Source organism: Streptomyces shenzhenensis, assembly GCF_021462265.1.
GTDB classification, from domain to species: domain Bacteria; phylum Actinomycetota; class Actinomycetes; order Streptomycetales; family Streptomycetaceae; genus Streptomyces; species Streptomyces shenzhenensis.
The window spans coordinates 255,308-279,114 of the sequence record NZ_JAJONF010000001.1 but is presented as its reverse complement, the minus strand read 5'-3'; the positions used below and the strand labels follow the sequence as shown (position 1 = coordinate 279,114).

Sequence of the window (23,807 nt, the reverse complement as noted above, 5' to 3'; positions counted from 1 at the left end):
CCCTGGAGGCGGGTCAGTGAGCGGTGGTCGTGCGAGCGGTGGTCGTGCGCTCGCCGGGGCGGGTGGCGGATCTGCGGCGTACGGCCGGGACGGCGCCGATGAGGACCAGGGCCAGCAGCGAGGCCCCGCCGACCGCGGTGCCCAGACGCAGTCCGGGCGGGTGGAAGGTGCAGGTGAGGCTGGTGGCGGAGCCGTTCAGCGGGACGGCGATCAGGCCGTGGAACTCGCCCGCCGGGGCCTCGGCGCCGCCGGCGGAGCAGCGCCAGCCGGCGATCCGCGGCACGGCCACGACGGCGGTCCCCCTGCTGCCGGCGGGCAGCTGGGCGTGCACGGTGCCGTCGGAGACGGTCACCTTGGTCGCGCCGGTGGACTTCAGGTGCTGCACGGCGATGCGCAGTCGCGCGGTGTCGAGGCAGCCGACCGCGCCCCGCGCCGGGACGTGGCTGAGCCGGTCGGGTTCGAGACGGATCCGGACCTGCCCCGCGGCGCCCGCCCTGCCGAGCGGCTGCATCGCGGCGATCTTCGTGGTCTTGGCGTCGGACCGGAACAGCCTGCGCTCGCCGCCCGCGAGCTGGGCGGTACCGGAGAAGTGCGGCGCCCACAGGAAGACCGAACTCCCGGGCCGGCACCGGGCGGTGATCCGCATCGCTCCGTCGACCAGCAGGCCCCGGTCCGCGTTCCCTTTGCGCGCGCCGCTGAAGGTGGTGCGGGGCAGGGTGTAGACGCGGGCGCCGAGCAGGAGTTCCTGGTTGCGGTACGGCGAGGGGCCGAAGGAGGCGGGCGTGGAGTGCGCGGCGGTGGGCCGCACCGTCACCAGCGGTGGTACGTCCTCGCGGGTGACGGTGGACGGGCCGCCGCCCTGGGGCAGCCATTTCTGGTGCGGGTCCGGCGGGTTGTGCACCCGGGCGCCCACCGAGAAGACGGCGTCGGTGACCGGGTTGTCGAGGGACTGCAGGCTGCGGCCGCGCGAGGACCAGCCGTCACCGAGCGCGGTGAGGGTGCGGCTGAGGACGTCGGCGGTGAGGCTGCTGTAGTACTGGGAGCCCTGGCCGCCCACCAGCATGGGGTCGTTGGCGACGGTCTGGTCGCGGCCGGGTTCGGTGCGGTACGCGGGCCAGGCGTCGGCGCTCGCGACCGCGTCCGCCTCCTTCTGCTGACGCTCCCCCCAGGGCGCGTAGTCGTCCATCTGGCCGAGCCGCGTCCCGGTGGCCACGGCCGCGGTGGCCGCGGACTCGCCGAACTGCGCGCCGATCAGCAGTGCCACCGCCAGGCCTGCCAGCGCGGGCCTGGCGTTCCTGAGGCCGAGCAGGGCGAGTCCGCCGAGCGTGCCCGCGACCGCGAGCAGCACCACCGGCCAGGTGTGGTGGCTGTGGTGCCGGGTCAGTGGGCTGCGGCTCGCGACGGCGGCGATCAGGGCCAGCAGGACGGCGGCCGCGCCGAGTGCCCGCCGGTCCGGCAGCCCGTAGGCCAGGGCGTGCCACGCGGCGATGACCAGCAGGGCGCAGAGCACGAAGGCCTGCCGGTAGAAGCTGCCGTTCGGGACGGCGAAGGCGTGCCAGGCCAGGCTGGTGGGCGCCCACTGGAGCGACAGTGCCACCGCGAGCACCAATGCCGTCCAGCCGGCCCGCACCCGGACCGGGACCCGCCGGTGGAAGGGCAGGGCGAGGGCGAGCACCAGCGCGGTGATGCCGACGTAGACGGCCGGCGATCCGTAGCTGTAGGTCGTCGGCAGCAGCCGGGCCAGCAGGTCCCCGGTGCTCACCGGTGCGAAGTGGCCCTCGCGGCCCGGGTACGCGTGCTTGGTGCCGGAGTACACGACGATCACCAGCGGCGCGGCCAGCCCGATGCCGAGCGCGACGGTCACCGCGGCCCGGCCCGCCACCGCCAGGGCGCGCCGCCACGGCAGTTCGGCGAGCACCAGCCGGAGCAGCAGCACCAGGGCGGCGCCGAGGGTCGCCATGTAGGCGGTGTAGAAGTTGGCGATCCAGGCGAGCGCCACGACCAGGGCCCCGGGCACCGGGTGCCGGCCGGCCGTCGCCCACTCGCCGACCAGGCAGAGCAGCGGCAGTGCGATCAGGCCGTCGAGCCACATCGGGTTGAACGCGGCGAGTGCGAGGGTCCAGCCGCACAGGGCGTAGGAGGCGCCCAGCAGGCCGGCCGCCCACCAGCGGCCCCGGCGCAGGCTCATCAGCAGCCAGGCCATGGCGGCGCCGGCGACCGCCGTCTTCAGCACGGTGATCACGTACACCGCGAGGTCGATCTCGTCACGCGGGAAGACCGCGACCAGCAGCGCGAACGGGCTGCTGACGTAGGTGCCGAGGTCCGGCAGGAAACTGGAGCCGTAGCCGGACTGCCAGTTGACGAGGAGCCCGCCGTCGGCCCTGCCGTGCAGCAGGTCCCACAGGTGGGCGTGGAAGGGCACGTACTGGTTGCCGAGGTCGTTGACGCTGCGGGTGCGGGGCCCGAACGGGTAGCTGCGGGCGATCACGTCGGCGGCGCAGAACACCAGGGTGGCGAGAAGTGCCGCGAGCAGCGCGGCGGCCGCCCGCGGATCGGCGCTCCCCCATTTCGCCGGGACGGTTTCCCGTTCCTTCTCGCCCGCTGCCGGTCTCGCCTCCTGTTCGCGCCCGGCCGGCGTGGTGCGATTCATTCTGTTCGGCCCCCAGATAAAAACGGGGTCGTCACTCCCCGCAAGTCGGTGTTTCGCCGACTTAGACGGGAAGAGGTTCCTGATGGTTGTGCCACGCCCGTTAAGTAATCAATAGCATTCCGAATCCGCGCGCCGCTATGGGAAAGAATTCACTACATCAACGGAAACAAAAGATTTCCGGAAAATGATTTGCAGGTTAACGCACCCGTGAGACGCCCGTACCGGCACTCCGCGGGACGCCCTTGTCCGCCGCCACCGGCGCGAGCCGGCGATGGGCGCGTTCGACGGACTGGCCCCAGTACGTCCCCGTGACGACGAGTGCGGCCCCCAGGACGGAAAGAGCGGTGAGCCGCTCGCCGCCGAGGCCGGTGCCGACCAGCAGGGCCCACACCGGTTCGGTGCCCAGCAGCAGTCCGGCCCGGGTTGCGGAGGTGTGCTGGACCGCCCAGGTCTGGGCGAGGAAGGCGAACAGGCCGCAGAAGAGGGCCAGATAGAGGAGCTGGGCCCAGGTGGCGGCGCCGGTCCGGGCGAGGGCCGGCAGCCCGGGGGCCGCGGGCAGCAGGAAGAGGGCGGCGCCGACGGCGCACTGTACGGCGGTCAGCTGCAGCGGGCGCAGGGCCCGGCCGGCGGTCACCCGGCCGACCAGCACCACATGGCCGGCGCGGACCACGGCCGCCGCGAGCATCAGCAGATCACCGGTGCCGGGAGTGCGCAGCCCGTTGCCGGAGACGAGCAGTCCGACGCCCGCCATGCAGACCCCGGCGGCGAGGAAGAACCTGCCCGGCAGGGCGACCCGGTCCAGGACCGGGGTGAGGACCAGGGTGAGGCTGATGATCAGGCCCGCGTTCCCGGCGCTGGTGTGGGCGACACCGTACGTCTCCAGGACGAGGACGGCGGCCTGGGTGAGCCCGAGCAGACAGCCGTACGCCTTCTCGTCCCGGGTCAGGCCCCCGGTGGGACCAGCGGCCGGGCCACCGCGCCGGCGCGGTACGGCCGCGCAGGCGAGTGCGGCGACGGCGTAGCGAACGAAGAGGACGGTCGGGACGGGCAGGGCGTCCGTGGCGGTCTTCGCCGTCAGATAGCTGGAGCCCCAGACGACGGCGACGGCCAGGAGCACCACGTCGATGCGGCGGCTGGTCGGCATGCCGTTCACGATCCACGACCTGCCCGTTGAAGTAAACGACCACCTTCTCAAACGATCCTGTAGCAGAGCTACACTGACACCGTGGACGAACGGCAGCTGCGGGTCCTGCGGGAGCTGGGCGAACTGGGCAGTGTCACGGCGGTCGCCGAGGCGCTGCGGGTGACCCCCTCGGCGATCTCGCAGCAACTGCGCCTGCTCCAGCGCTCGATCCCGGTCCCGCTCACCGAGCGGGCCGGACGCCGGCTGGTCCTCACGCCGGCCGGACAGGCCCTGGCGGACGCGGCGATCGGCGTCGAGACGGCACTGGCCCGGGCCCGCCACAGCATCGACGCGTACGTCGACGAACCCGACGGCACGGTGTCGGTCGCGGCCTTCCACAGCGGGGCCGCCGCGTTCTACCCCTTGCTGCTGAGACGGCTGAGCGGGCCGGGATCCCCTCGGCTCGCCCTTCACGACGAGGACGTGGCCCAGGCCGGCTTCCCGCCCCTGACCCGCGCCTACGACCTGGTTCTGGCACACCGTCTGGACCACGCCCCGCCCTGGCCCCGGACCGCCACGGCCACCCCGCTGCTGCGCGAACCGCTCGACATCGCCCTGCCCGTCGGCCATCCGCTGGCCGCGCGGCCCGCCCTGACCGCGCACGACGTCGTCGAGCAGCCCTGGATCACCGTGCACGACGGCTTCCCCCTGCTGGCCACGGTCGAGGCCATCGCGGCGGCGGCCGGGCGCGGCGTCGACATCGTCCATCGCGTCAACGAGATCGCCGTGGTCGCCGAGGTGGTCGCCGCGGGCGGCGGAGTCGCTCTGATGCCCCGCTGGACGTCCCGCCCGCACCCGGGCGTCACCCTCAGACCGCTCGACGGCATCGAGGCGCACCGCCACATCGACGTGCTCCACCGCCCCGAGCGCACGGCCCGCCGGGCTGTGCGCACCGTCTTGGGCGCACTCCTCGAAGCCGCGGAGGTCGTCCGGAGCCGGGGCCACGGCTGACCCGGATCCCGTATCTTCACAAGCGCTCCCACGCACCGCAGCTCAACGCACCGCACCCCGCCGCGGACGCACCGCCCCGCCGGACGAGAGCGAGTCGCCGCATGCAGAGCCTGACCAAGCGCCGGTTGCCCGCATCCGTGGGTGGCGCATTGATCACTTGAGGGTGCCAAGTTTTTTTGACGCCCCGGCAGCAGGTGGCACATCATCGCCGGCAGGAGTCAGCGCTCCTCCGAGGCTGCTTGCTCGCCAGGAGGTCGAGGGGTGCTTCGAGGGCCTGGGCGCCCGGGGCCACGGTGGCGATCGCACTGGCCGGTCTCGTGCACATCGCCGTTCGCCGGTAGCTCTGCGCCGGTGACCTTGGCGAGGCCACGGACAAGCTCACCGGCTCATGCGTACTCCACGTGGAGTGGGTGTTACGAAACCAGCGATGGATGCCGCGTGACAGGCAGGGCCGACTGATCCTCGACGGTTCGCTCCGCCTGGCTGATCTCGGCCCAGACGGCGTCAAGAGACAGGCCGAGGGTGTCGGCGATCGCTGCAATGGTCGGGAAGGCGGGGGTAGCCACCCGGCCGGATTCGATCTTCCGCAGAGTTTCCGGCGAGATGTGCGAAGCGAGCGCCACGTCCAGCATCGAGCGGCAGCCCCGGGCTCGGCGGAGCAGGGCGCCAAGGCGCTGTCCGCGTTCTACCTCGGCGGGGGTGAGCGGCAACCTGACCATGACCCCCATTCTAATACCGGTACAGTTAGACCGGGATAGTTATTGGACGCACATGAGAGGTCCCCCCATGATCGAGATCCTGAACTCCGCGCGGCTTGAGCGGGCGAGAGACACCGGCGCCCTGGTCGGAAACATCCTGCACACGCTGAAGCAGCGCAGCACGGTCGGGACGAACCTGCTGGACATCGACCAGTGGGCCAAGGAGATGATCACCGAGGCGGGAGCACAGTCCTGCTACGTCGACTACGCGCCTTCCTTCGGGCGCGGCCCGTTCGGGCACTACATCTGCACGGCCGTCAACGACGGAGTGCTCCACGGGCGCCCGCACAACTACACGCTGGCAGACGGGGACCTGCTGACCCTCGACCTCGCCGTAGCCAGGGGCGGGGTGGCAGCGGACGCCGCGATCAGCTTTCTGGTGGGCAAGGCCAGGCCGGCGGAGAGCGTTGCGATGATCGAGACCACCGAACGTGCACTCGCCGCCGGCATCGCCGCCGCCAAGCCCGGGGCGCGCATCGGCGACCTCTCCCACGCCATCGGCACGGTCCTCAGCAAGGCGGGCTACCCGATCAACACCGAGTTCGGAGGCCACGGCATCGGCTCGACCATGCACCAGGACCCACACGTCGCGAACACCGGACGGCCCGGCCGCGGATACAAACTGCGCCCCGGACTGCTGCTCGCCCTGGAGCCCTGGGTCATGGCCGACACTGCCACACTCGTCACCGACGCCGACGGTTGGACGCTGCGCAGCGCGACAGGCTGCCGGACCGCGCACAGCGAGCACACCATCGCCATCACCGACAACGGAGCCGAAGTTCTCACCCTGCCCACGCAGGCACGACCATAAGAGGGCGCTGTAACGAGTGGCCCAGCCGGCCGGGTGCGCCGCCGTCAATCCTCGTCATCCTCGACAGCCTCCGGGTCCCGGAAAGGGACGCAGGCCGTGACCGGGTCCGCTGGCCTTGATGTTGAACAGATGGCGACCCAAGAGGTTCTTGTCTGGACACTCCCGGGTGGAGTTCAGCTTCTCGGCGTCGCGCTCCTCGTCGCCGCTCGTTGTTGGTGCTGTGGAGTGCGAACTTCGTGTGGTGAAGGACCGAGACGGCGGCATCGTCCGTCGCGTCCGGTTGATCGACGCATCCGGTTCCGAGATCGATCCAGTCTGCCGGTTTCTGGGGCATCTCAGTGATCGAGGGCTGTCGCCGAACACCTGGTGCGACTACGCCTGCGACTGAAGTACCTGTTCACGTTCCTGGCGCGGGAGAGCCTGGACTGGCGGGACTTCCGGGCACCGGACGCGTTGCGGCTGCCGGGCTTCCTGCGCCGTCAGCCAAGCCGCCAGCCAGCCCAACGTCTCGGGTTGACCGTCATGGTCGGCGGAGCGGACCTGCCTGGCAGTCTGCTGTCGCCGTCGACGGTGAACCGCACCCTGGCCGCGGTGTCGAGCTTCTACGACTGAGCCATGATCGCCGAGGATTACGACGGCGAGAACTCGCCGATGCCGATGCACCCTCCCCAGCCCTCGCGCGGGTGCCGGACCGGCATCAGCCGTTGCACCCGCAGGCGGCCGAGGCTCTGCGGAGCCCGATCGAGACAGCCAAGGCCGGCAACGCCGCGGCCCGCCACGGCCCATGGGCCCAGCGGCCGGTTCGCTATGTGTTCATGCGGCGGGGCAAGCCGATGGGCCGGCAGTTCCTGTTCTCCGACTCCCTGGAGATCGCCTGCCGCAAGGCCGGGCTGGTCGACGGAGACGGCAGCCCCGCTGTGACCGCCCACCGGTTCCGGCATACCGTCGGCACCCAATTGGCCGAGGGCGGCGCCCAGATCCAGACCATCATGGCGATCCTCGGGCACCACAACGCGCAGATGCCGGCCACCTACTCCCACATCAGCGACCCCGTCCTGAAGGATCAGTACGAGAAGGTCATCTCCGCCGGCGGCCGGATCGCGGGCCATGCCGCGGAGGAACTGCTCAGCAGCCGAATCAGCGAGGACACCCTGAACTGGCTCAAGACCAACTTCTTCAAGAGCGAACTCGAACTGGGACACTGCCTGCGGGCACCTGCCGAAGGACCCTGCGAGTGCGACCTCTACCTCCGCTGCTCGAAGTTCCTCACCACAAGCAAGTACGCACCACGCCTGCGAGCCCGGCTCTCCAGAGAGCAGCAACTCGCCCAGGACGCCGCCGAACGCGGCCGGCCCCGCGAGGTCGAACGGCACACCGCCATCGCCGACCGCATCCGGAGCCTCCTCGCGGACCTCGGCGAGAGTCCCGAACCCGCCCCTGGCGATCACTGCTGAACCGATCAGGGCCTTGGCCGATTGAAGAACGGGTGGACAGCCGGACGGCAACGGCTCAAGGTGGTCGGCATGCTGTCCCTTCGGAGCCTTCCCCGTGCGGATCACCGCCGGGCCCCGCTCACCAGGGCAGAGCGCGTCGGCGTGCTCGACGAGTTCAACGCCGCCGTGCGCCGCCCCGATGCGCACGGCGGGCTCGCGCGCTTGCCGCTCGTCCTCGATGCCCTCGCCCAGGACGACGACCGGCCCGACGGGGCGCGGTGGATCGTGGACGACAACGCACGGTTGGATATGGCGGCATTGCTGCGCTACCTCTTTCCCCAGCCGGAGATTCACGTGGTGGCCGCGGAATACGGCGCCGCAGCCCACAAGCGTGGTTGGCTCCGTCTCGATCGAGCCCTGCGGACGGACGAGTACATGAGCCTCGTCGAGACGGCCGAGGGTTGGACGGAGACCGACCGCACGCTCGACGATGTTCTGCACGAGTACGGTCGGCCCTCCGCGATCTTCGGTGACCAAGATCCGCGTTCGGCCAAGACCCTTGGCTACGCCTCCGGCGATCGGACCTCACCGCTCGCTGTGTTCCACTTCGGCGAGGCGGGAGACGCCCCATCGGCACGCCTGCTCGCCTTCCGGAGCGGTGACGGCATGTTCGGAGCGAACATGGGCTTCACTCCGTTTGGCGACGCCCTTGCTGACGAGCGCGAGCGGCGCCAACACTGACCTGGCCACTCTCACGCGCGCAAAATCGTCCAGATAAAAGTTGGTCTTGAGCCAGTCGATCGAGGTATCGGGCAGTGCTCCGTTGCGTAGTTCGTCGGCGGCGGGGCCGGCGATGGTGGCGCGAGCGCGGGATCGGCCCGGTGCGCAGCGCGGGCCACCGCCTCGTACAGACCCCGCTCAGCTGCCGTACGGGCCTCCGACATCTGCCGTGCCAGCACGCTCACCCCGGGCAGCACCCGGTTCTTGCGCAGCCACGTCACCGCGTGGTTGAACAACGCCACCGGCCCCTCGGCGTGCGTGCACGCCCGCCCGTACAGGAAGCCGCGGAACTCCCGCCCCCACTTCCGGTCGGTGAAGTCCCGGTGCTTGAACCGCTCCTGGAACTCTGCCATGTGCTCGTACGGTGTCCTGCGCCGCTCCGGCTACCGCTTCACGCACGAGGCGTCCGCGATGCCGAGTTGCCCGGCCAGGTACTCCACGGCCTCCACGGCACCGCGAGCGGATCCTCACCCAGAAACCGGCCGGCGTAGCGGACCGTGCAGATCTGCACCGCCATCCCCAGCCGGTGCGCGTCCGTACGACGGAGCGCGATCAGATCACGGTCGTCGTCATCGAGGAGGAAGAACACGCTCCAGCTCCGGGCGCGTGGGCACCTCTGCGAACGTCCCGTACGCCTCGGCCAGCTCATCAACTCCACCGGCACGATCCGGACCGTAGCCAGCACCGACAACCATCCGGTGATCTTTCCTAGTGGCTTGTCACGCAGCCTTGGCCGGGTATTCGGTCCACTGCCGGGTGGGTGACTCGGGTGCGAGCGGGTCGTCGGCTCGGCGCGGGCGTTGTGCCAGCGGACAGGGGAGGCGTTTGAGCTGCCCGTTGCTTGATCGGGGCTGCCGTTGGATGGCCGCCCTCTTAATCCGAGTTCAAAGACGTGTTGCAACGCGGATCAGGTCAGCAACTGTACGAAGGCGGCTGTGCGGCGGCCAGGCGATCGCCGTTGCCACGGGCGGAGCGTCCAGGACCGGTACGGCGGCGAGGTCCCGGCGCAGGTCGGCGCTGGCTGACTCGGGAATGACCACGGTGGTACGGCCGAGCGCGATCAGCTGGAAGAGCTGTGTCAGGTTCCGTACCTCTGCGCCCGGTCCCTCTGGGTAGCTGCCGCTGGGACCGGGCCAGCGCGCCATCGGGAGCTCTGGCAGCGTGGTGACGTCGGCCATCCGGATCTGAGAGCGGCTGGCGAGCGGGTGTGAGGCCGGCAGGATCGCGACCTGTCCCTCGGTGTACAGGGTTTCGGTGTCGAGCCCGGCTGCTGAGTCGAAGGGCAGGTGCAGCAGAGCTACGTCGGCCTGCCCGTCCTGCAGCAGCAGCTGGTGCTGGTGTGCCTCGCAGAGCAGCAGCTCGACGGTGGCTGCGCCGGGTTCCGCGGCGTAGGCGTCGAGCAGTTTCGTCAGCAGTTCGCCAGCGGTGCCGGACTTCACGGCGAGGACAAGGCTGGGGTGCGCTGTCGCGGCCCGACGGGTACGCCGCTCAGCTGCGGTCACTGCGCTGAGGATCGCGCGTCCTTCGGCCAGAAGCACGTCTCCGGCCGCGGTGAGCGTGACCTTGCGGCTGGTGCGTTCCAGCAGCGCGATTCCGAGCCGCCGTTCGAGCTGGGTGATCGCGCGGGACAGGGGCGGCTGGGCCATCCCGAGGCGTTGGGCAGCCTCGCCGAAGTGCAGCTCCTCGGCGACGGCGACGAAGTACCGCAGCTCGCGTATTTCCATGAGTCCAGGCTAATGACGGCAGACGGCAGATCGATACCGACCAGGTATCGCTGCACTACCGAGATGGTGTTGGTGCCCGGCCGCAGCACGAGCATGCTCGCTGTCATGAGCGAGAAGACGATCGCGCTGGTCACCGGCGCGAACAAGGGGATCGGGTATGAGATCGCGGCCGGGCTGGGTGCGCGGGGCTGGAGTGTCGGTGTCGGCGCCCGGGACGAGCAACGCCGGGAGGACGCCGTGGCGAAGTTGCGCGCGGCCGGCGCCGACGCGTTCGGCGTACCCCTGGACGTGACCGACGGCGGGAGTGTGACCGCCGCGGTCCAACTGATCGAGGAGCGGGCAGGACGGCTCGACGTACTGGTCAACAATGCCGGCGTTGCCGGCGGCCGGCCGGAGGAACCCACGACCATCGACCTCGAGACCGTGCGGCGACTGGTGGAGACCAACGTCATCGGCGTCATCAGGGTCACCAACGCAATGCTGCCGCTGCTTCGCCGCTCGGAGCACCCGCGGATCGTCAACCAGTCCAGCCACGTCGGCTCCCTGACACTGCAGACCACGCCCGGCGTCGACCTCGGGGGGATCAGCGGGGGCTACGCGCCGACGAAGACCTACCTCAACGCCGTCACCATCCAGTACGCCAAGGAGCTGAGCGGCACCAACATCCTGATCAACAACGCCTGCCCCGGTTACGTGGCCACCGACCTCAACGGATTCAGCGGGACCCAGACCCCCGAGCAGGGCGCGGCGGTCGCCATCAGGCTGGCGACCCTGCCGGACGACGGCCCTACCGGCCAACTGTTCGACGACAACGGGGTCGTGCCCTGGTGACCTGACCCTCGGATACGCCCTCGTCGATCAGGCCGCCGCCGGTCGGACCCACGTGCACCCTGCGAAGATCGCTGCCGCTGGGCTGGACGACATCCCATGGCTTTACGCAGCCTTGGCTGGGTATTCGGTCCAATCCCGGATGGGTGACTCGGGTGCGAAGCCCGTCTTCGGCTCGGCGCGGGCGTTGTGCCAGCGTATGTAGGCGGCGATGGCGGCGTTCTGCTCGTCGTGCGTGCGGTGGTCCGTGCCGTTGAGTGCGAAGTCAGGACCCGGTGCATCTTGGTGATGAAAGCCGGGTCGGTGGATGCCTTCCATGTGGTCGTCGTCTGCCAGGAGACCTTGCCCTCGCGCACGATCCGGCGCAAGGTCTCCCGGCTGAGGGCGGCGACGACCTTGTGCTTGACCAGGTGCTCGGCGAGCTTGGCCAGGCTCCAGGTGGAGAACGCTTTGATGCCCCAGTCACCGGGGGACGTTCGGGCGATCAGGCAGATGCGCTCGCGCACCTGGTCACCGATCGTCTTCGGCCGCCCCCCGCTCCATTTTGGGTCCAGCGCGTCGAAACCCCGCTCGTTGAAGGCGTGGATGACATCGCGCACGTAGTCCTCGCCGACCTGCAGCAACGAGGTGATGTCCCCTACCGGCTGCCCCTGCGCGGACATCAGCACCACCATCGCCCGCCGCAGCCTCACCGGGTCCTTCGACGTCCGGCTGATCCGCTGAAGCCGCCGGCCCTCCTCCATGCTCACCGACCGGACGAACACTCTTGGACGACGCCCCACAACCACCTCCAAGATCAAGTCCCGGAGACAGCCTGACGGACTACCAGCGGCTGATCAATTTCCCGGTCGACTAATCGAGCCGAGCCACTGGAACCCCGGCGGCACCTCGGGTAGATGTGCTGATCGACCATGATCAATCTCAGCGGCACTTTCTGTACCGCAACTACTCACACCCGTGGCTGGCCTCGCCGAGGGAGCGGTACCGGCCCCCGAACTGCTGTACCAGGGGGACGGCGATGCCGGCTTGACCTGGAGCGCGCTCCAGCTCCTAGCGTTCGTGTCCTGACCGGTTCCGAAGAGGCCGTTTCCGAAGAGACCGCTTCGGAACCGACCGCTTTTGAACCGACCGCTTTTGAACCGACCGTCCGCGAAGAGAACGGAAGAGCCGACATGAGCGAGAGCACCACCCGTGACGAGCGTTTCGCCCACGGCCTCGAGGTCATGAGCCAGGTGGACGGCGGCACCGGCCCGCAGGTCCTCGACGCCCTGGCCGACATCAGCCCCGAGCTGGGCCACCAGGTGGTCGCCTGGGGCTTCGGCGAGATCTACTCCCGACCCCAACTACAGCCCCGCGACCGGCAGCTGGTGACGCTGGGCATGCTCACCGCACTGGGCGGCTGCGAGCCCCAGCTGGAGGTGCACGTCAACTTCTCCCTCAACGCGGGGCTCACGCCCGAGGAGATCGTCGAGGCGCTGCTGCACTCCGCCGGGTACTGCGGTTTCCCCAAGGCGCTCAACGCCACCCTGGTCGCCAGGAAGGTCTTCGCCGAGCGCGGGCTGCTGCCGGTCGGACAGCAGCCCGCGCCGGACACTACTTCTGCCTGATCCGCAGGAAGGTGATCGAGTTCGCCGGGAAGGTGTACGTGAACCTGTCGGAGACCCCGGTGAAGGTGGACGTGACCGGGGCGACCACGGTGGACGTCTCGGTGTTCACCGCGCCGGGCGCCGCCGCCAACGTGGTCACCCTGGCCTTCCCGGCGACCTTCGCGCCACCGAGGTCGAGGGTGGTACGGGCCGCCGCGGACTGGGCGTTGACGACCTTGACGATCAGGTCGCCGGTCTTCTTGTCCTCGGTGACGACCTGCCGGAACGGCTCGGCCGGCTTGTCGTCGGTGAAGCTGCCCCACTCCTGCCCGTCGAGGTACAGGGTCACCTGCCGGCCCCGCACCTTGATGCCGATGTCGTAGACACGGCCGGTCTCGACCGACCCCGGCTTGGCGATCAGTGTCGACTTGCCGCCGTCGACGGCCTGTTCGACCGCGGTCTGGGTGTTGTTCCAGCCGCCGATGTTCCACCAGTAGTAGGTGCCGGTGTCCTTGACGCCGAAGGCGACGAGGAAGCCCTCCTTGCCGGACTTCTTGACGGCCTTCACGTGCAGGTCGTAGTCGTGACAGCCGGTGTCGCCGACCTGGACCATGGTGTTCTCGGCGGTGTCGGAGGTCTCGACGTACTGCCCGTCCTGGACCGCCCAGCTGCCGCCGCCGGAGTGCGTCCACTGCGCCGCGTCACCGGAGAAGTCGTCGGTGAGCAGCGTGTTCCCGTCGGCGTCGGTCACCTTGACGTCGTCGTAAGCGGCGCTGGTGTTCCAGGTGGACAGGCCGACGGCGCCGGTGATGGGGCCGCTGACGTTCGGCGTGGTGGTGGCCGTGCTCGGGACCACCTGGTCACCGACGTTGTTCATGAACAGCTTCTGGACCTCGTAGTTCGCCGATCCCCAGGAGGCGTGGTTGTTGAACCACACCATGTCCGGACTCCACTGGACGTAGTCCTCGTTGGCGAACAGCGGGGCGTAGGAGGCGATTCAAGAACGGGCTCGCTGAGGCCGCCTACCTGACCGGCTCCGGGTGCAGGGCGGCGATCTTCTCCGCGAGGTCCTTGCGCAGGCCGTTGGGCTCGTGCTTGTAGGTGTCGCGCGGGAAGAGGGAGACCATGTCGAGCGCGGCGGCGTCCGCCGTGGCGACGGTGAGGCGGCCGGTGGAACTGGTCCGGGTGGCGGTGAAGGTCGCCCTGTACTGCGCCCAGCCGGAGTTGGTGACGGATGAACCGGCGGCCAGGGACAGGTAGTCGCGGTTGCGGGCGTTCAGCCGGCCGTCGTCGTCCACGACCTGGGCGGTGCCGGAGACGGTCCAGGCGGTGAGCGGGGTGTACGACTTGTTGTCGTCGGTCGTGTACTCGAAGGACCAGCTCCGCGTACAGACCGCCGTCGGCGGCGCGGTTGATGTCCTCGAAGAAGACGCCGTACATCGTCTTGCCGATCTTGGCGCCCTGGGTCGTCGGGTCGACGGTGACCGAGTAGTCGGTCACGTCCTCGGCGTGGGCGGGCGTATGGTCGGGGACATGCGGACACTGTTGCCCTGCCTGATCGTGTTCGGTGGACTCGCCGTGGCCCTGGCGGCCTTCGCCCGGCCGGCACCCCACGTCCGGCGCCCGGGCGCGGCGGGCGGGGGCCCGGCCGGCGCGCCGACCGGCTCTCCGTGGCCGGAGAAGCGGTGATCGTGGGCGACTTCCGGCCGGTACCCGATGTGCTGGCCTATCTCGGCGGACGGTGGAGAGTGGACCGGACCGTGCGGGATGTGGCGAGCCGGGCCGAGGGCCGCTTCGAGGGTGCCACCGTGTTCCGGCCGCTGGACGGCGGCGGCCCGCTGCACGAGGAATCGGGGACCTTCACCTGGCAGGGCGCGGCCCGGCCCGCCGAGCGGACCCTGCGCTTCCTGCCCGGCGCGCGGCCCGGAACGGCGGACGTCCGGTTCGCCGACGGCCGCCCCTTCCACGACCTGGACCTCACGTCGGGGCGGTACGTCGCCGACCATCCCTGCGCGGCCGACCTCTACCGCGGCGAGTTCACCGTCCGGGACGCCGACCACTGGCGCACGGTCTGGCGGGTGGGCGGCCCGGCGAAGGACCTGGTGCTGACGACCGAGTACGTACGCGAACGCTGAGCGACCCGCAGGGCGAGGCTGTGCGGCCGCCGCCGCGTGGGCACAACCAGCCACGACGCCGCAGCGCACGGCCGACAGCCCAGCACCGCACTATCCGCGAACCACGCAGGCACACCAGCGCCCCCGAAGAGGCACGAGGCCGTATCCGACCCGCCGTCACCGCCGCAGGGGCACAACCAGCCACGACGCCGCACCGGACAGCCGACAGCCCCACACCGCACTATCCGCGAACCACGCAGGCACACCAGCGCCCCCGAAGAGGCACGAGGCCGTATCCGACCCGCCGTCACCGCCGCAGGGGCACAACCAGCCACGACGCCGCACCGGACAGCCGACCCGCCGTCACCGCCGCAGGGGCACAACCAGCCACGACGGCGCCGCGGCCGACGGCACAGCGGCCCTCCGAGCGGAGCGCTACGTGCGCGAGGTCTGGGCCGAAGCCGGATCGAAGCGCAGGTTCCAGCGGCCGCCCCGCCCCGTCACCGTGGTCGTCGACAGCGGGCGTACGTCGATGTTCCAGTAGGTCGAGGGGGGCGCCTTGAGGGCGTAGACGAGGGCGGCCCGGATCACCGAGGGCTCGGCGACGGCGACGATCCGGTCGCCGTCGCCCACGGGGCGGGTGTCGAGCCAGCCGCCGACCCGGGAGATGAACGCGAGCAGCGACTCACCGCCGTGCGGGGTGGCGCGCGGGTCGGCGAGCCAGGCGTCCACCTGGTCCGGCTCCCTGGCCATCGCCTCGCCCAGCGTCAGCCCGCGCCAGCGGCCCATGTCGCAGTCCCGCAGCGCGAGCTGGACCAGCGGGGCATAGCCCAGGGCGTCGCCGGTCGCGCGGCTGCGCGGGGTCGGCGAGCAGTAGCGCAGCTCGGCCGCCGCGAGGGGCACCAGTTCATGGGCGACATGCTGCACCTCGTCCCAGCCCGCCGTGTCCAGCGGGCGATCGTCCTCGAAGCGCTCCGCGAGCAGCGGCGAGCTGCGCGCGGCCGCGACGAACGTGACCCGAAGCGCCATGCGGCGATGGTGTGACGCGCATGTGCGCAGGTCAAGGGCGATCGGGCGGCGAGTTGCCGGACGTGGAGGAAATGTTACTCAAAGGTCAGGAGGTGTCCGACAAGTCGGCCGGAATCTCACTCGGGCGACGACGTGTAGTAGAGCGCCATCCACTGGTCCGGGTGTTCGAGCGGGGCGAATCCGAGCTTCGCGTAGACCCCGTGGGCGTCGTGGGTGGCCAGCAGCACGCGCCGCACGCCGTAGGGCCGCAGGTGTTCGCGGACCGCGGCGACCATGGCCGTGCCGACGCCCTTGCCGCGCACCGCCGGGTCGACGTAGACGTCGCAGAGCCAGGCGAACAGCGCCTGGTCGGTCACCACGCGCGCGTACGCCACCTGCTCGCCGGTGCCGGTCTCGTAGACCCCGAAGTTGAGCGAGCCCGCCATCGCGCGCCGGTGCTGGTCCAGCGGGCGGCCGGTCGCCCAGTAGGCGTCGGTCGCCAGCCAGCGGTGGACGCGCTCGACGTCCACGCGGTCGGTGTCGGCGGAGAACTCGTAGCCCTCGGGGAGGCCGGGTGCGTCGCTCATGCCGGGATCCTCGCCGGTCGGGCGGGGCGACGTCGATCGGATTTCAGGGTCTGGGACGCAGCACCTCGTGGCAGGCGGCCCGCAGGCGTCGTACCCCTTCCAGGAGTTCGCCGGTGCTCGCGACCGCGGCGAAGCTCAGGCGGACGTGGGCGGCCGGGGCCTCGGCGCTGAAGTACGGGCGGCCGGGGGTGATGGCGACCCCGGCCCGGAGGGCGGCGGCGGTCAGGGTGGTGTCGTCGGTGCCGTCGGGCAGCCGCGGCCAGAGGTGGTAGCCGCCGGAGGGGATGTGCGGGAGTACGAGTTCGGGGATGTGGTGGGCGAGGGCACCGGTGAGGGTGTCGCGGCGGGTCTTCAGCTCGGCCGCAAGGTTGCGCAGGTGGCGGGACCAGGCCGGGGAGCCGACGAGTTCGAGGGCGGCCTCCTGGAGGGGGCGCGGGACGAAGAAGGTGTCGACGATCTGGATGGCCCGCAGGCGTTCCAGCACCGGGCCGCGGGCGGCCAGGGCGGCCACCCGGAAGCTCGGGGAGGTGGCCTTGGTGAGCGAGCCGACGTGCACGACGACTCCCTCGGGGTCGTCGGCGGCGAGCGGGCGTGGCAGCGGACCCGCGTCCGCGTGCACCAGCCGTCGCACGTAGTCGTCCTCGATCACGAACGCGCCGGCCTCGCGGGCGATGCGCAGCACCTCGGCGCGGCGGTCCGGGGCGAGGACGGCGCCGGTCGGGTTCTGGAAGAGGGGCTGGCAGACGAACACCCGGGCTCCGGTGGCCCTGAAGGCGTCGGCGAGCAGAGCGGGGCGCACCCCGTCGGGATCGACCGGGACCGGGACCGGGCGCAGGCCTGCGGCGCGGGCGATGGCGAGCATGCCGGGGTAGGTGGGCGACTCGACCAGGACCGGGGCGCCTGGTGGGGCGAGCGCGCGCAGGGCGGTGGCCAGGGCGGACTGGCCGCCGGAGGCGATGAGCACCTCGGCGGCGGTGACGGTGCCGCCGATGTCGCGGGCGAACCACTCGCGCAGCTCCGGCAGTCCGTCGAGCGGCGGCCGGCCCCAGGCCCCGGGGCGGCGGCCGGCCCGCGCCAGTGCCGCCGCCATCGCGCGCTCGGGCTGCACGGAGGCGTGCAGGTAACCGCCGCTGAGTTCCAGCACGCCGGGCGGCGGGGCGGCCAGGCACACCGTGACCCCGGAGGCGTCGACGGTGCGTGGGACGACGTCCAGGGCGCCGTCGGCGCTGAGTGACACCTCCTGCCAGGAGGTGTCCCCGGCCGGCTCGGCCGCGGTGCGTGGCGCGGCCTTGAAGGCGCCGGCGCCGGGCCGGGTGACCACCAGGCCCTCCGCGACCAGCTGGGCCAGCGCCCGGGAGACGGTCACCGGGCTCACCCGGAACCGCTCGACCAGGGCCCGGCTCGACGGGAGCTTTCCACCTGGCGAGTAGCGGTCGAGGTCCTGCCGCAGCCGTTCCGCCAGTTCCATGACGCTGTTACGCTCTTGCATGAGAGCAGAGAGTAGCGCTACCAGCCCCACTTCGATAGCGGTCAGCACTCCCCCGGCCGTCGCCCCGGCCCCGCCCGCGGCCGCCCGCTCCTCCCAACGGCTCGGCACCCTGCAGGCCGCGCTCGGTGTCGTCGCCTTCTCCCTCACCTTCCCGGCCACGGCCTGGGGGCTGGAGGGCTTCGGGCCGTGGGTCCTGGTGGCGGTGCGGAGCGTGCTGGCGGCGGCCATGGCGGGCGGCTGCCTGCTGGTCCTGCGGGTACGGCTGCCCGAGCGCCGGCACTGGGCGGGGCTGGCCGTCGTCGCGGCCGGGGTCGTGCTCGGTTTCCCGATGCTGACCACGCTCGCCCTGGAGACCTCCACCACCTCGCACGCGGCCGTCGTGGTGGGCCTGCTCCCGCTGACCACCGCCGTCTTCTCGGCCCTGCGCACGGGCGTCCGCCCGTCCCGCACCTTCTGGGCGGCGGCCCTGGCGGGCGCGGCGGCCGTGCTGGCCTTCACGATCGCGCAGAGCGGCGGGACGCTCACGACGGCTGACACCTACCTGTTCGCGGCCCTCGTGGTGTGCGCGGCCGGTTACACCGAGGGCGGCCGGCTGGCCCGGATCATGCCGGGCTGGCAGGTCATCGGCTGGGCGCTGGTGTGCTGCCTGCCGCTGACCGTGCCGGCCGCGGTGGTCGCGTTGTCGTACGAGCCGGTCGTCTGGAACGCGCACGGGGTGGCCGGTGTGCTGTGGGTGGCGGCGGGCTCGCAGTTCCTCGGTCTGGTGGTCTGGTACCGGGGCATGGCGGCCGTGGGCATTCCGAAGGCCAGCCAGTTGCAGTTGGCCCAGCCCCTGCTCACACTGGTGTGGTCGGTGCTGCTGGTGGGCGAGCACCTCACCGCGGCCGCTCCACTCACGGCCGCCGCCGTGCTCGTGTGCATCGCCGTCACCCAACGATCGCGATCGTGAGGAGGCCCCGCAGATGCGTGCATCCGAGGGCGACCAGCTTGTCCAGCACGGCAGGGTGGTCGGACAGCACGACCAGGTCTCGACCGTCGTCAAGGTACTGGGCCCCGAGGGCACCCCGCCCTACCGGGTCCGCTTCGAGGACGGCCGCGAGGCCATCATGTCCCCCGGTCCCGACTGCCAGGTCAAGCACCGGGAGATCCACGAACAGCGCTAGTGCCGCAACAGGCAACGTCCGCCCCGTCGCGACGCCCGGCACGCTCCCCCGAAGGGGGCGCCCGCACCCGCCGCACCGGGCGAAAGCCCAAGTAGTCCAGTACGGGGGTTTCCGGCGGGCCCGCCGACAGCACGCACCGGACGCCGCTCCTTGACGGGCAGACGTCGCCTGCGGCGGCACTGGGCAAGGGCGAACGCCCGCGAGTCAGCTCGGCGGGGTCGCCGGCAACCGGTAGTGGTCGGCGACCACCCGGGACAGCGCCCCGACCGGATCGGTGGCCACGTCCTTGGCCGCGAAGTACACATGCCCGCCGACCTGCGGATACCGGTCGGCCAGGGTGAGATGCCGGGACAGCTCGGCCGGATCCTGCCAGGCCGCGGGGGCGCCCGCGGCGCCCGCCTGGTAGAGCGCCTCGCCGATGTACAGCCGGGTTCGGGACCCCTTGGCCACGCCCGCCCACCAGTCGACGACCTTGGCGTAGTCGGCGGCGGCGTTGCCGATCTGCCAGTACACCTGCGGCACGATGTAGTCGATCCAGTTCTCCCGCACCCATTTCCGGGTGTCCGCGTAGAGATCGTCGTACGTCTCGACGCCCGCCCTGGTGTCCGAACCCCGGGAGTCGGTGGCGGCGTTGCGCCACACCGCGAACGGGCTGATCCCGAACTGGGTGCCGGGCCGCAGCTTCTTCACCCCGTCGGCGATCCCGGTCACCAGTCTGTCGATGTTGTCCCGCCGCCAGGCGGCCCGCGACGAGAAGTCGCCGCCGTGGGCGTCGTACGCGTCGTCGTCGTCGAAGGTCTGGCCGGCCACCGGGTACGGGTAGAAGTAGTCGTCGAAGTGGACCGCGTCCACGGCGTACCTGGCGACCGCGTCGAGGACCGCCTGCTCCACGAAGGTGCGGACGGCCGGGATGCCCGGGTTGTAGTAGAGCTTGCCGCCGTAGGGCACCGCCCAGTCCGGGTGTCTGCGGGCCGGGTGCGAGGCGACCAGCCTGCCCGGGTCGGTGTGGTTGGCGATGCGGTAGGGGTTGAACCAGGCGTGCAGGCGCAGGCCCCGGGCGTGCGCCTCCGCGACGGCGGTGCCCAGCGGATCCCAGCCCGGGTCCTTGCCCTGGGTGCCCGTGAGGTACTGCGACCACGGCTCGTACCGCGAGGGCCAGAACGCGTCGGCGGTGGGCCGCACCTGGAACATCACGGTGTTCAGCCGGTGCTCGACCGCCGTGTCGAGGAACGCGGTCAGCTCCTTTCGCTGCTCGGAGGCCGGCAGTCCGGCGCGGGAGGGCCAGTCACGGTTGGCGACGGTCGCCAGCCACATGCCGCGCATCTCGGTGACCGCCACGCGGGACTGTCGCGACGGCGCGGCCGTGCCCGGTGCCGCCGACGTCAGCAGGGACAGTGCCGCCAACGCGAACGCCCTGCGAGACACTCGTGCCATCGTCAGACCCCTTCACTGTGCGGATCCGCGCGGTCACGGATCGCCTCCGCGGCACAGGATGCCCGCACCCGGACGATCGATCATCGATACTTACGGGTAACGTGCTCGAACGGAGCAGGCGCCGGATCCGGAGGTCTGCCGGCCGCTCGTAGATCAGCGAAGGGGACGATGTGACCGACATCGAGAAGGTCGGAGTCGTGGGCTGCGGCCAGATGGGAGCGGGTATCGCCGAGGTCGCCGCCCGCGCCGGTCTGGACGTGCGGGTCGCCGAGACCACCGGCGAGGCCCTGGAGATCGGCCGCACCCGGCTGTACGGCTCCCTGGCCAAGGCCGCCGAGCGCGGCAAGATCTCCGAGGAGGAACGGGACGCCACCCTGGCCCGGCTGAGCTTCACCACGGACCTCGGCGAGTTCGCCGACCGTGACCTGGTGATCGAGGCCGTCGTCGAGAACGAGCAGGTGAAGACGGAGATCTTCCAGGTGCTCGACCAGGTGGTGACCCGCCCGGACGCGATCCTGGCCTCCAACACCTCCTCGATCCCGCTGGTGAAGCTGGCGGTCGCCACCTCCCGTCCCGACCACGTCATCGGCATCCACTTCTTCAACCCGGCCCCGGTGCAGAAGCTGGTCGAGCTGATCCCGGCGCTCACCACCTCCGAGGGCACCCTCGGCCGCGCCCAGACGTTCGCCGAGAAGGTACTCGGCAAACACGCGATCCGCGCCCAGGACCGCTCCGGCTTCGTGGTCAACGCGCTGCTGGTGCCGTACCTGCTCTCGTCCATCCGGATGTTCGAGTCGGGCATCGCGAGCCGCGAGGACATCGACAACGGCATGGAGATGGGCTGCGCCCACCCGATGGGCCCGCTGAGGCTGTCCGACCTGATCGGCCTGGACACCGTCGTCTCCATCGCCAACAGCATGTACGCCGAGTACAAGGAGCCGCTGTACGCCGCTCCCCCGCTGCTGCAGCGCATGGTCGAGGCGGGGCGGCTGGGGCGGAAGACCGGGTCGGGGTTCTACACGTACTAGCGAGTGCGGCGACGCCGCCAAGTGGCGCTGTTCATGGGCGAATTCACCCGGAACAGCGCCCACTGCGGCGCTGCCGTGGAGTGACTCTCGCGGCGCCCGCCAGCTCCTCATCCACCCCTCCTCGCCCAGCCCACGCGGACTGCACGGGGACACGGCCTGATGAGCGGCATCGACCGACAACAAACCAACCCTGACCTGGGGGCTTGTGCCTTCCAAAGCTGTCAGGGCCTTTCCCGCTTACTCAGCGGAAAATCCCTGGAAAGTCCCTGGGGCAGCGCTGAAAGTCCCTGAAAAGTCCCTGGTTCGGAGCGTTCCGACCAGCGCTTGCGAGCCCCATACCCGACTGGTCAGCCTGATCAATCACGACCAAGTCACTGAGGGCCTGGGCATAGCTCATCTGTGCGTCTTCGCCGCCCTGCTCGGCGACGGCGTTTTTTCAGCGACGTCAACGGCCTGTGCCGCTGCGCGGATCGCCGGCCGAGCGGTAGCGAGCAGAAGATCTCGGACAGTCCTGCCGCCTTCCGAGGCCACGACGAACTGCGGCATCACTGCGCGGCTTCCACTGACCGTCACGGTCCCGCCATGCGGTCTGGCCTGACCCGAGAGCAGCTTCAATAACGTGGTCTTCCCGGCCCCGCTCGGCCCCACCAAGGCGACCACGGTACCCTCGCCGACCTTGAACGATACGTCGTTCAACAACAGCCGACGTCTGTAAGGAAGTAGTCGATGTGCGAGGCCTCGATATGTCCCATGCTTCGGCAGCGTGCCTTCTCAGCGCGGCGCTTCAACGACCGCACTCATCAACTCGCCTGTAGTATACAGTAGTCTATGTTTCAAGTGGCCGAGAGGTCATTATCCTGGCGCACGGTGTCTTGCTCGTGCGACTGTGCTGCGCCTAGCCTCTAGATCAACGGCTCCTCCCGGGCACTTCTGCCTGGTTTTCTCGCAAAGCGGCGGCTCATCGGTAGCAACGGGGAATATCCGGTTTGGGAATCAACGGCGTAACCGAGAACGGTTGGGAAAAATCTGACGTCAATTTACGTGGACTGATCGGCACGTCACCAATCCGTGAACTCTTCATCGGGTCGGCAGTCGGTCGATCCGCCTTGGCGATGATTTCGGTCGGGATAGTGCTGCTCGTTCAGGACGTCACTGGCTCCTTCACGCTGGCGGGCAGCGCCACGGGTACATTCGCCATTTTTTCAGTCGCCGCTGGCCCTGTCCGAAGTTGGTTCACGGTCCGCTGGGGGCACCGTCTCACGCTGCTCATTCTGTCGTTGGTCGAAGCTCTGAGTCTGGTCGCGCTGACCGTCGCCGTTACCCGGGAATGGCCTTCCTGGCAGATTCTCGCCTTCACCGCGGTGATCGGCGCGGCTAGCCCCCCGTTCGGCGCGCTCATGCGTGTCGGCTGGTCTCACGCTCTGCCCGAGTCCGCTCGTCCGAAGGCTTTCGGTGTTGACTCCGTCTGCGAGGAAATGACGCTGATGGTGGGCCCACTGCTGGTGGGCGCAACCGTGGCCGTGGCGGGAACACAGGTGTCGCTGCTGATCAGCAGCGGGCTGTGCGTGGTGGGCGCGGTGACCATGGCGGTCGGTGCTCCGTCCGCACGAGTCTCAAATGACACGTCCAAAGAACATGCGTCCATGCGGTCCGTGGTGCGCAGCACCGCGTCGGTGTTTTTGGCACTGGTGGCCGTCGGGTTGACCGTGGGGATGATCGAGGTCGGGGTTCCGGCCCTGTCCGAGGAGTTCGACCGGGTGGCTCTGGCGGGTCCGTTGCTGGCGGTGCTCTCCGCCGCAAGCGCCTGTGGGGCCTTCGTCTACAGCAGGATCGCGGGTCGCGCGCCGCTGCACCGGTGGATGATGTGGCTCTCGGCGTCCGCCGCGCTGGGTACGGCTTTGTTGGCGGCCGCGGTCGACCTGCTTACCGTGTTTCCCCTTCTCGTCATCGCCGGCCTCGCGGTCGGGCCCGCCGTGATGACCGGATTCCTGATGGCGGACCATGCGGCCGAAGGACACACGGGCAAGACCCACGCGGCCATCCTGGCCGGCGTCGCTTGCAACGGAGGCACGGCCATGGGTGCCGCCCTGAGCGGGGTACTGATCGGCTCGACCGGGCCACATGTGGCCTTCCTGATCATCGGTGGGGTCGCCGCACTCGGGGTCGCCGCGAGCAGGCTGGTGCCGCTTTCGAAGCCGTCCCTCGGTGAGAGAACCAAGCCCACTGAATAGTTAGAGGGCCTGCACGTCACTCTGATTCTCCCAGGAAAGGTAAGAAGCA

The 23,807-nt window shown here is 70.3% G+C and carries 23 protein-coding genes and 4 pseudogenes; 14 read left to right on the top strand and 13 right to left on the bottom strand.

Translation table 11 applies throughout. The features are described 5' to 3' along the window. Positions 1 to 13: 13 nt before the first annotated feature. Complete coding sequence (locus tag LQ326_RS01310) at positions 14 to 2,650, bottom strand: YfhO family protein (protein ID WP_234531551.1); 2,637 nt, start codon at positions 2,648 to 2,650, stop codon at positions 14 to 16. A 196-nt stretch (positions 2,651 to 2,846) separates the two neighbouring features. After that, positions 2,847 to 3,794: a DMT family transporter gene (locus LQ326_RS01305; RefSeq protein WP_234531550.1), complete on the bottom strand. Its 948-nt coding sequence runs from the start codon at positions 3,792 to 3,794 to the stop codon at positions 2,847 to 2,849. Positions 3,795 to 3,875: 81 nt separating this feature from the next. Here LQ326_RS01305 and LQ326_RS01300 point away from each other — a divergent pair, with 81 nt between their 5' ends. Beyond that, entirely contained in the window at positions 3,876 to 4,784 is a 909-nt protein-coding gene (locus LQ326_RS01300; RefSeq protein ID WP_234531549.1) for a LysR family transcriptional regulator, read from the top strand. 413 nt (positions 4,785 to 5,197) lie between these two features. On the opposite strand, the gene LQ326_RS01295 is transcribed toward LQ326_RS01300, so the two are convergent. Next, positions 5,198 to 5,503 carry a helix-turn-helix domain-containing protein gene (locus tag LQ326_RS01295; protein ID WP_234531548.1) on the bottom strand — a complete coding sequence of 102 codons (306 nt, stop codon included), beginning with the start codon at positions 5,501 to 5,503 and terminating at the stop codon, positions 5,198 to 5,200. Between the two features lie 67 nt (positions 5,504 to 5,570). Between LQ326_RS01295 and map the strand changes: the two genes are divergently transcribed. The 5 genes from map (at position 5,571) to LQ326_RS01270 (ending at position 8,527) form a co-directional block, all read left to right on the top strand. Beyond that, a complete protein-coding gene (gene map / locus LQ326_RS01290; protein ID WP_234531547.1) occupies positions 5,571 to 6,353 on the top strand; it encodes a type I methionyl aminopeptidase in 783 nt (260 codons plus the stop codon). Between the two features lie 166 nt (positions 6,354 to 6,519). Next, positions 6,520 to 6,741: a hypothetical protein gene (locus LQ326_RS01285; RefSeq protein ID WP_234531546.1), complete on the top strand. Its 222-nt coding sequence runs from the start codon at positions 6,520 to 6,522 to the stop codon at positions 6,739 to 6,741. Then, a complete protein-coding gene (locus LQ326_RS01280; RefSeq protein WP_234531544.1) occupies positions 6,720 to 6,965 on the top strand; it encodes a hypothetical protein in 246 nt (81 codons plus the stop codon). Before LQ326_RS01285 ends, LQ326_RS01280 begins: the two co-directional genes overlap by 22 nt. Before the next feature lie 71 nt (positions 6,966 to 7,036). Further along, positions 7,037 to 7,807, top strand: a complete 771-nt coding sequence (locus LQ326_RS01275) for a site-specific integrase (protein ID WP_234531542.1) — start codon at positions 7,037 to 7,039, stop codon at positions 7,805 to 7,807. 69 nt (positions 7,808 to 7,876) lie between these two features. Beyond that, positions 7,877 to 8,527: a hypothetical protein gene (locus LQ326_RS01270; RefSeq protein WP_234531540.1), complete on the top strand. Its 651-nt coding sequence runs from the start codon at positions 7,877 to 7,879 to the stop codon at positions 8,525 to 8,527. 122 nt (positions 8,528 to 8,649) lie between these two features. Here the strand turns inward: LQ326_RS01270 and LQ326_RS48545 are convergent. After that, a pseudogene (locus tag LQ326_RS48545) lies at positions 8,650 to 9,261 on the bottom strand (DUF4158 domain-containing protein); the annotation flags it as partial. Positions 9,262 to 9,450: 189 nt separating this feature from the next. After that, on the bottom strand, positions 9,451 to 10,290 hold the full coding sequence (locus LQ326_RS01260) for a LysR family transcriptional regulator (protein ID WP_234531539.1): 840 nt from the start codon (positions 10,288 to 10,290) through the stop codon (positions 9,451 to 9,453). A gap of 93 nt (positions 10,291 to 10,383) precedes the next feature. On the opposite strand from LQ326_RS01260, the gene LQ326_RS01255 reads away from it, so the two are divergent. Further along, positions 10,384 to 11,121 carry an SDR family oxidoreductase gene (locus LQ326_RS01255; RefSeq protein ID WP_234531903.1) on the top strand — a complete coding sequence of 246 codons (738 nt, stop codon included), beginning with the start codon at positions 10,384 to 10,386 and terminating at the stop codon, positions 11,119 to 11,121. 102 nt (positions 11,122 to 11,223) lie between these two features. On the opposite strand, the gene LQ326_RS01250 is transcribed toward LQ326_RS01255, so the two are convergent. Together LQ326_RS01250 and LQ326_RS48540 are read right to left on the bottom strand one after the other, a co-directional pair. Next, positions 11,224 to 11,436, bottom strand: a complete 213-nt coding sequence (locus LQ326_RS01250) for a hypothetical protein (protein WP_234531538.1) — start codon at positions 11,434 to 11,436, stop codon at positions 11,224 to 11,226. A 50-nt stretch (positions 11,437 to 11,486) separates the two neighbouring features. Then, positions 11,487 to 11,780 (bottom strand): annotated as a pseudogene (locus LQ326_RS48540) (helix-turn-helix domain-containing protein); the annotation flags it as partial. Positions 11,781 to 12,290: 510 nt separating this feature from the next. Between LQ326_RS48540 and LQ326_RS01245 the strand changes: the two are divergent. Continuing rightward, positions 12,291 to 12,725 (top strand): carboxymuconolactone decarboxylase family protein, encoded by a 435-nt coding sequence (locus LQ326_RS01245; RefSeq protein ID WP_234531536.1) that lies wholly within the window; start codon positions 12,291 to 12,293, stop codon positions 12,723 to 12,725. On the opposite strand, the pseudogene LQ326_RS01240 reads toward LQ326_RS01245, so the two are convergent. Then, positions 12,712 to 14,198 (bottom strand): annotated as a pseudogene (locus LQ326_RS01240) (alpha-L-arabinofuranosidase C-terminal domain-containing protein); the annotation flags it as partial. The gene LQ326_RS01245 and the pseudogene LQ326_RS01240 overlap by 14 nt on opposite strands. Before the next feature lie 39 nt (positions 14,199 to 14,237). On the opposite strand from LQ326_RS01240, the gene LQ326_RS01235 reads away from it, so the two are divergent. Together LQ326_RS01235 and LQ326_RS01230 are read left to right on the top strand one after the other, a co-directional pair. Then, positions 14,238 to 14,393 (top strand): hypothetical protein, encoded by a 156-nt coding sequence (locus tag LQ326_RS01235; protein WP_234531932.1) that lies wholly within the window; start codon positions 14,238 to 14,240, stop codon positions 14,391 to 14,393. 2 nt (positions 14,394 to 14,395) lie between these two features. After that, on the top strand, positions 14,396 to 14,839 hold the full coding sequence (locus tag LQ326_RS01230; protein WP_234531901.1) for a DUF6314 family protein: 444 nt from the start codon (positions 14,396 to 14,398) through the stop codon (positions 14,837 to 14,839). A gap of 414 nt (positions 14,840 to 15,253) precedes the next feature. On the opposite strand, the gene LQ326_RS01225 is transcribed toward LQ326_RS01230, so the two are convergent. The 3 genes from LQ326_RS01225 to LQ326_RS01215 all read right to left on the bottom strand — a co-directional run bounded on the left by LQ326_RS01225 (position 15,254) and on the right by LQ326_RS01215 (position 17,902). Beyond that, positions 15,254 to 15,847, bottom strand: a complete 594-nt coding sequence (locus tag LQ326_RS01225; RefSeq protein WP_234531534.1) for a histidine phosphatase family protein — start codon at positions 15,845 to 15,847, stop codon at positions 15,254 to 15,256. Positions 15,848 to 15,963: 116 nt separating this feature from the next. Further along, on the bottom strand, positions 15,964 to 16,413 hold the full coding sequence (locus LQ326_RS01220) for a GNAT family N-acetyltransferase (protein WP_234531533.1): 450 nt from the start codon (positions 16,411 to 16,413) through the stop codon (positions 15,964 to 15,966). A 43-nt stretch (positions 16,414 to 16,456) separates the two neighbouring features. Then, on the bottom strand, positions 16,457 to 17,902 hold the full coding sequence (locus LQ326_RS01215) for an aminotransferase-like domain-containing protein (RefSeq protein ID WP_234531532.1): 1,446 nt from the start codon (positions 17,900 to 17,902) through the stop codon (positions 16,457 to 16,459). On the opposite strand from LQ326_RS01215, the gene LQ326_RS01210 reads away from it, so the two are divergent. Both LQ326_RS01210 and LQ326_RS01205 read left to right on the top strand, forming a co-directional pair. Beyond that, on the top strand, positions 17,901 to 18,851 hold the full coding sequence (locus LQ326_RS01210) for a DMT family transporter (RefSeq protein ID WP_234531531.1): 951 nt from the start codon (positions 17,901 to 17,903) through the stop codon (positions 18,849 to 18,851). The two genes, LQ326_RS01215 and LQ326_RS01210, sit on opposite strands and share 2 nt — an antisense overlap. A 13-nt stretch (positions 18,852 to 18,864) precedes the next feature. Next, the gene (locus LQ326_RS01205; RefSeq protein WP_181807398.1) at positions 18,865 to 19,065 is read left to right on the top strand and encodes a DUF1918 domain-containing protein; all 201 of its coding nucleotides are present in this window, start codon (positions 18,865 to 18,867) and stop codon (positions 19,063 to 19,065) included. 204 nt (positions 19,066 to 19,269) lie between these two features. Here the strand turns inward: LQ326_RS01205 and LQ326_RS01200 are convergent, their stop codons facing one another. Beyond that, positions 19,270 to 20,499 carry a glycoside hydrolase family 10-like protein gene (locus tag LQ326_RS01200; RefSeq protein WP_234531530.1) on the bottom strand — a complete coding sequence of 410 codons (1,230 nt, stop codon included), beginning with the start codon at positions 20,497 to 20,499 and terminating at the stop codon, positions 19,270 to 19,272. Between the two features lie 170 nt (positions 20,500 to 20,669). Here LQ326_RS01200 and LQ326_RS01195 point away from each other — a divergent pair, with 170 nt between their 5' ends. Next, the gene (locus tag LQ326_RS01195; protein ID WP_181807399.1) at positions 20,670 to 21,527 is read left to right on the top strand and encodes a 3-hydroxybutyryl-CoA dehydrogenase; all 858 of its coding nucleotides are present in this window, start codon (positions 20,670 to 20,672) and stop codon (positions 21,525 to 21,527) included. Between the two features lie 370 nt (positions 21,528 to 21,897). On the opposite strand, the pseudogene LQ326_RS01190 reads toward LQ326_RS01195, so the two are convergent. Then, positions 21,898 to 22,279, bottom strand: a pseudogene (locus tag LQ326_RS01190) (ATP-binding cassette domain-containing protein); the annotation flags it as partial. A gap of 234 nt (positions 22,280 to 22,513) precedes the next feature. Between LQ326_RS01190 and LQ326_RS01185 the strand changes: the two are divergent. After that, positions 22,514 to 23,758 carry an MFS transporter gene (locus LQ326_RS01185; protein ID WP_234531528.1) on the top strand — a complete coding sequence of 415 codons (1,245 nt, stop codon included), beginning with the start codon at positions 22,514 to 22,516 and terminating at the stop codon, positions 23,756 to 23,758. Positions 23,759 to 23,807: the final 49 nt, after the last annotated feature.

Bases quoted from the DNA above. Each gene is read 5' to 3' on its own strand.
- LQ326_RS01270 (WP_234531540.1), top strand. From the start codon at position 7,877: ATGCTGTCCCTTCGGAGCCTTCCCCGTGCGGATCACCGCCGGGCCCCG.
- LQ326_RS01250 (WP_234531538.1), bottom strand. From the start codon at position 11,436: ATGGAAGGCATCCACCGACCCGGCTTTCATCACCAAGATGCACCGGGT.
- LQ326_RS01245 (WP_234531536.1), top strand. From the start codon at position 12,291: ATGAGCGAGAGCACCACCCGTGACGAGCGTTTCGCCCACGGCCTCGAG.
- LQ326_RS01205 (WP_181807398.1), top strand. From the start codon at position 18,865: ATGCGTGCATCCGAGGGCGACCAGCTTGTCCAGCACGGCAGGGTGGTC.
- LQ326_RS01305 (WP_234531550.1), bottom strand. From the start codon at position 3,794: ATGCCGACCAGCCGCCGCATCGACGTGGTGCTCCTGGCCGTCGCCGTC.
- LQ326_RS01310 (WP_234531551.1), bottom strand. From the start codon at position 2,650: ATGAATCGCACCACGCCGGCCGGGCGCGAACAGGAGGCGAGACCGGCA.
- LQ326_RS01255 (WP_234531903.1), top strand. From the start codon at position 10,384: ATGCTCGCTGTCATGAGCGAGAAGACGATCGCGCTGGTCACCGGCGCG.
- LQ326_RS01200 (WP_234531530.1), bottom strand. From the start codon at position 20,499: ATGGCACGAGTGTCTCGCAGGGCGTTCGCGTTGGCGGCACTGTCCCTG.
- LQ326_RS01260 (WP_234531539.1), bottom strand. From the start codon at position 10,290: ATGGAAATACGCGAGCTGCGGTACTTCGTCGCCGTCGCCGAGGAGCTG.
- LQ326_RS01235 (WP_234531932.1), top strand. From the start codon at position 14,238: ATGCGGACACTGTTGCCCTGCCTGATCGTGTTCGGTGGACTCGCCGTG.
- LQ326_RS01210 (WP_234531531.1), top strand. From the start codon at position 17,901: ATGAGAGCAGAGAGTAGCGCTACCAGCCCCACTTCGATAGCGGTCAGC.
- map (WP_234531547.1), top strand. From the start codon at position 5,571: ATGATCGAGATCCTGAACTCCGCGCGGCTTGAGCGGGCGAGAGACACC.
- LQ326_RS01220 (WP_234531533.1), bottom strand. From the start codon at position 16,413: ATGAGCGACGCACCCGGCCTCCCCGAGGGCTACGAGTTCTCCGCCGAC.
- LQ326_RS01295 (WP_234531548.1), bottom strand. From the start codon at position 5,503: ATGGTCAGGTTGCCGCTCACCCCCGCCGAGGTAGAACGCGGACAGCGC.
- LQ326_RS01225 (WP_234531534.1), bottom strand. From the start codon at position 15,847: ATGGCGCTTCGGGTCACGTTCGTCGCGGCCGCGCGCAGCTCGCCGCTG.
- LQ326_RS01215 (WP_234531532.1), bottom strand. From the start codon at position 17,902: ATGCAAGAGCGTAACAGCGTCATGGAACTGGCGGAACGGCTGCGGCAG.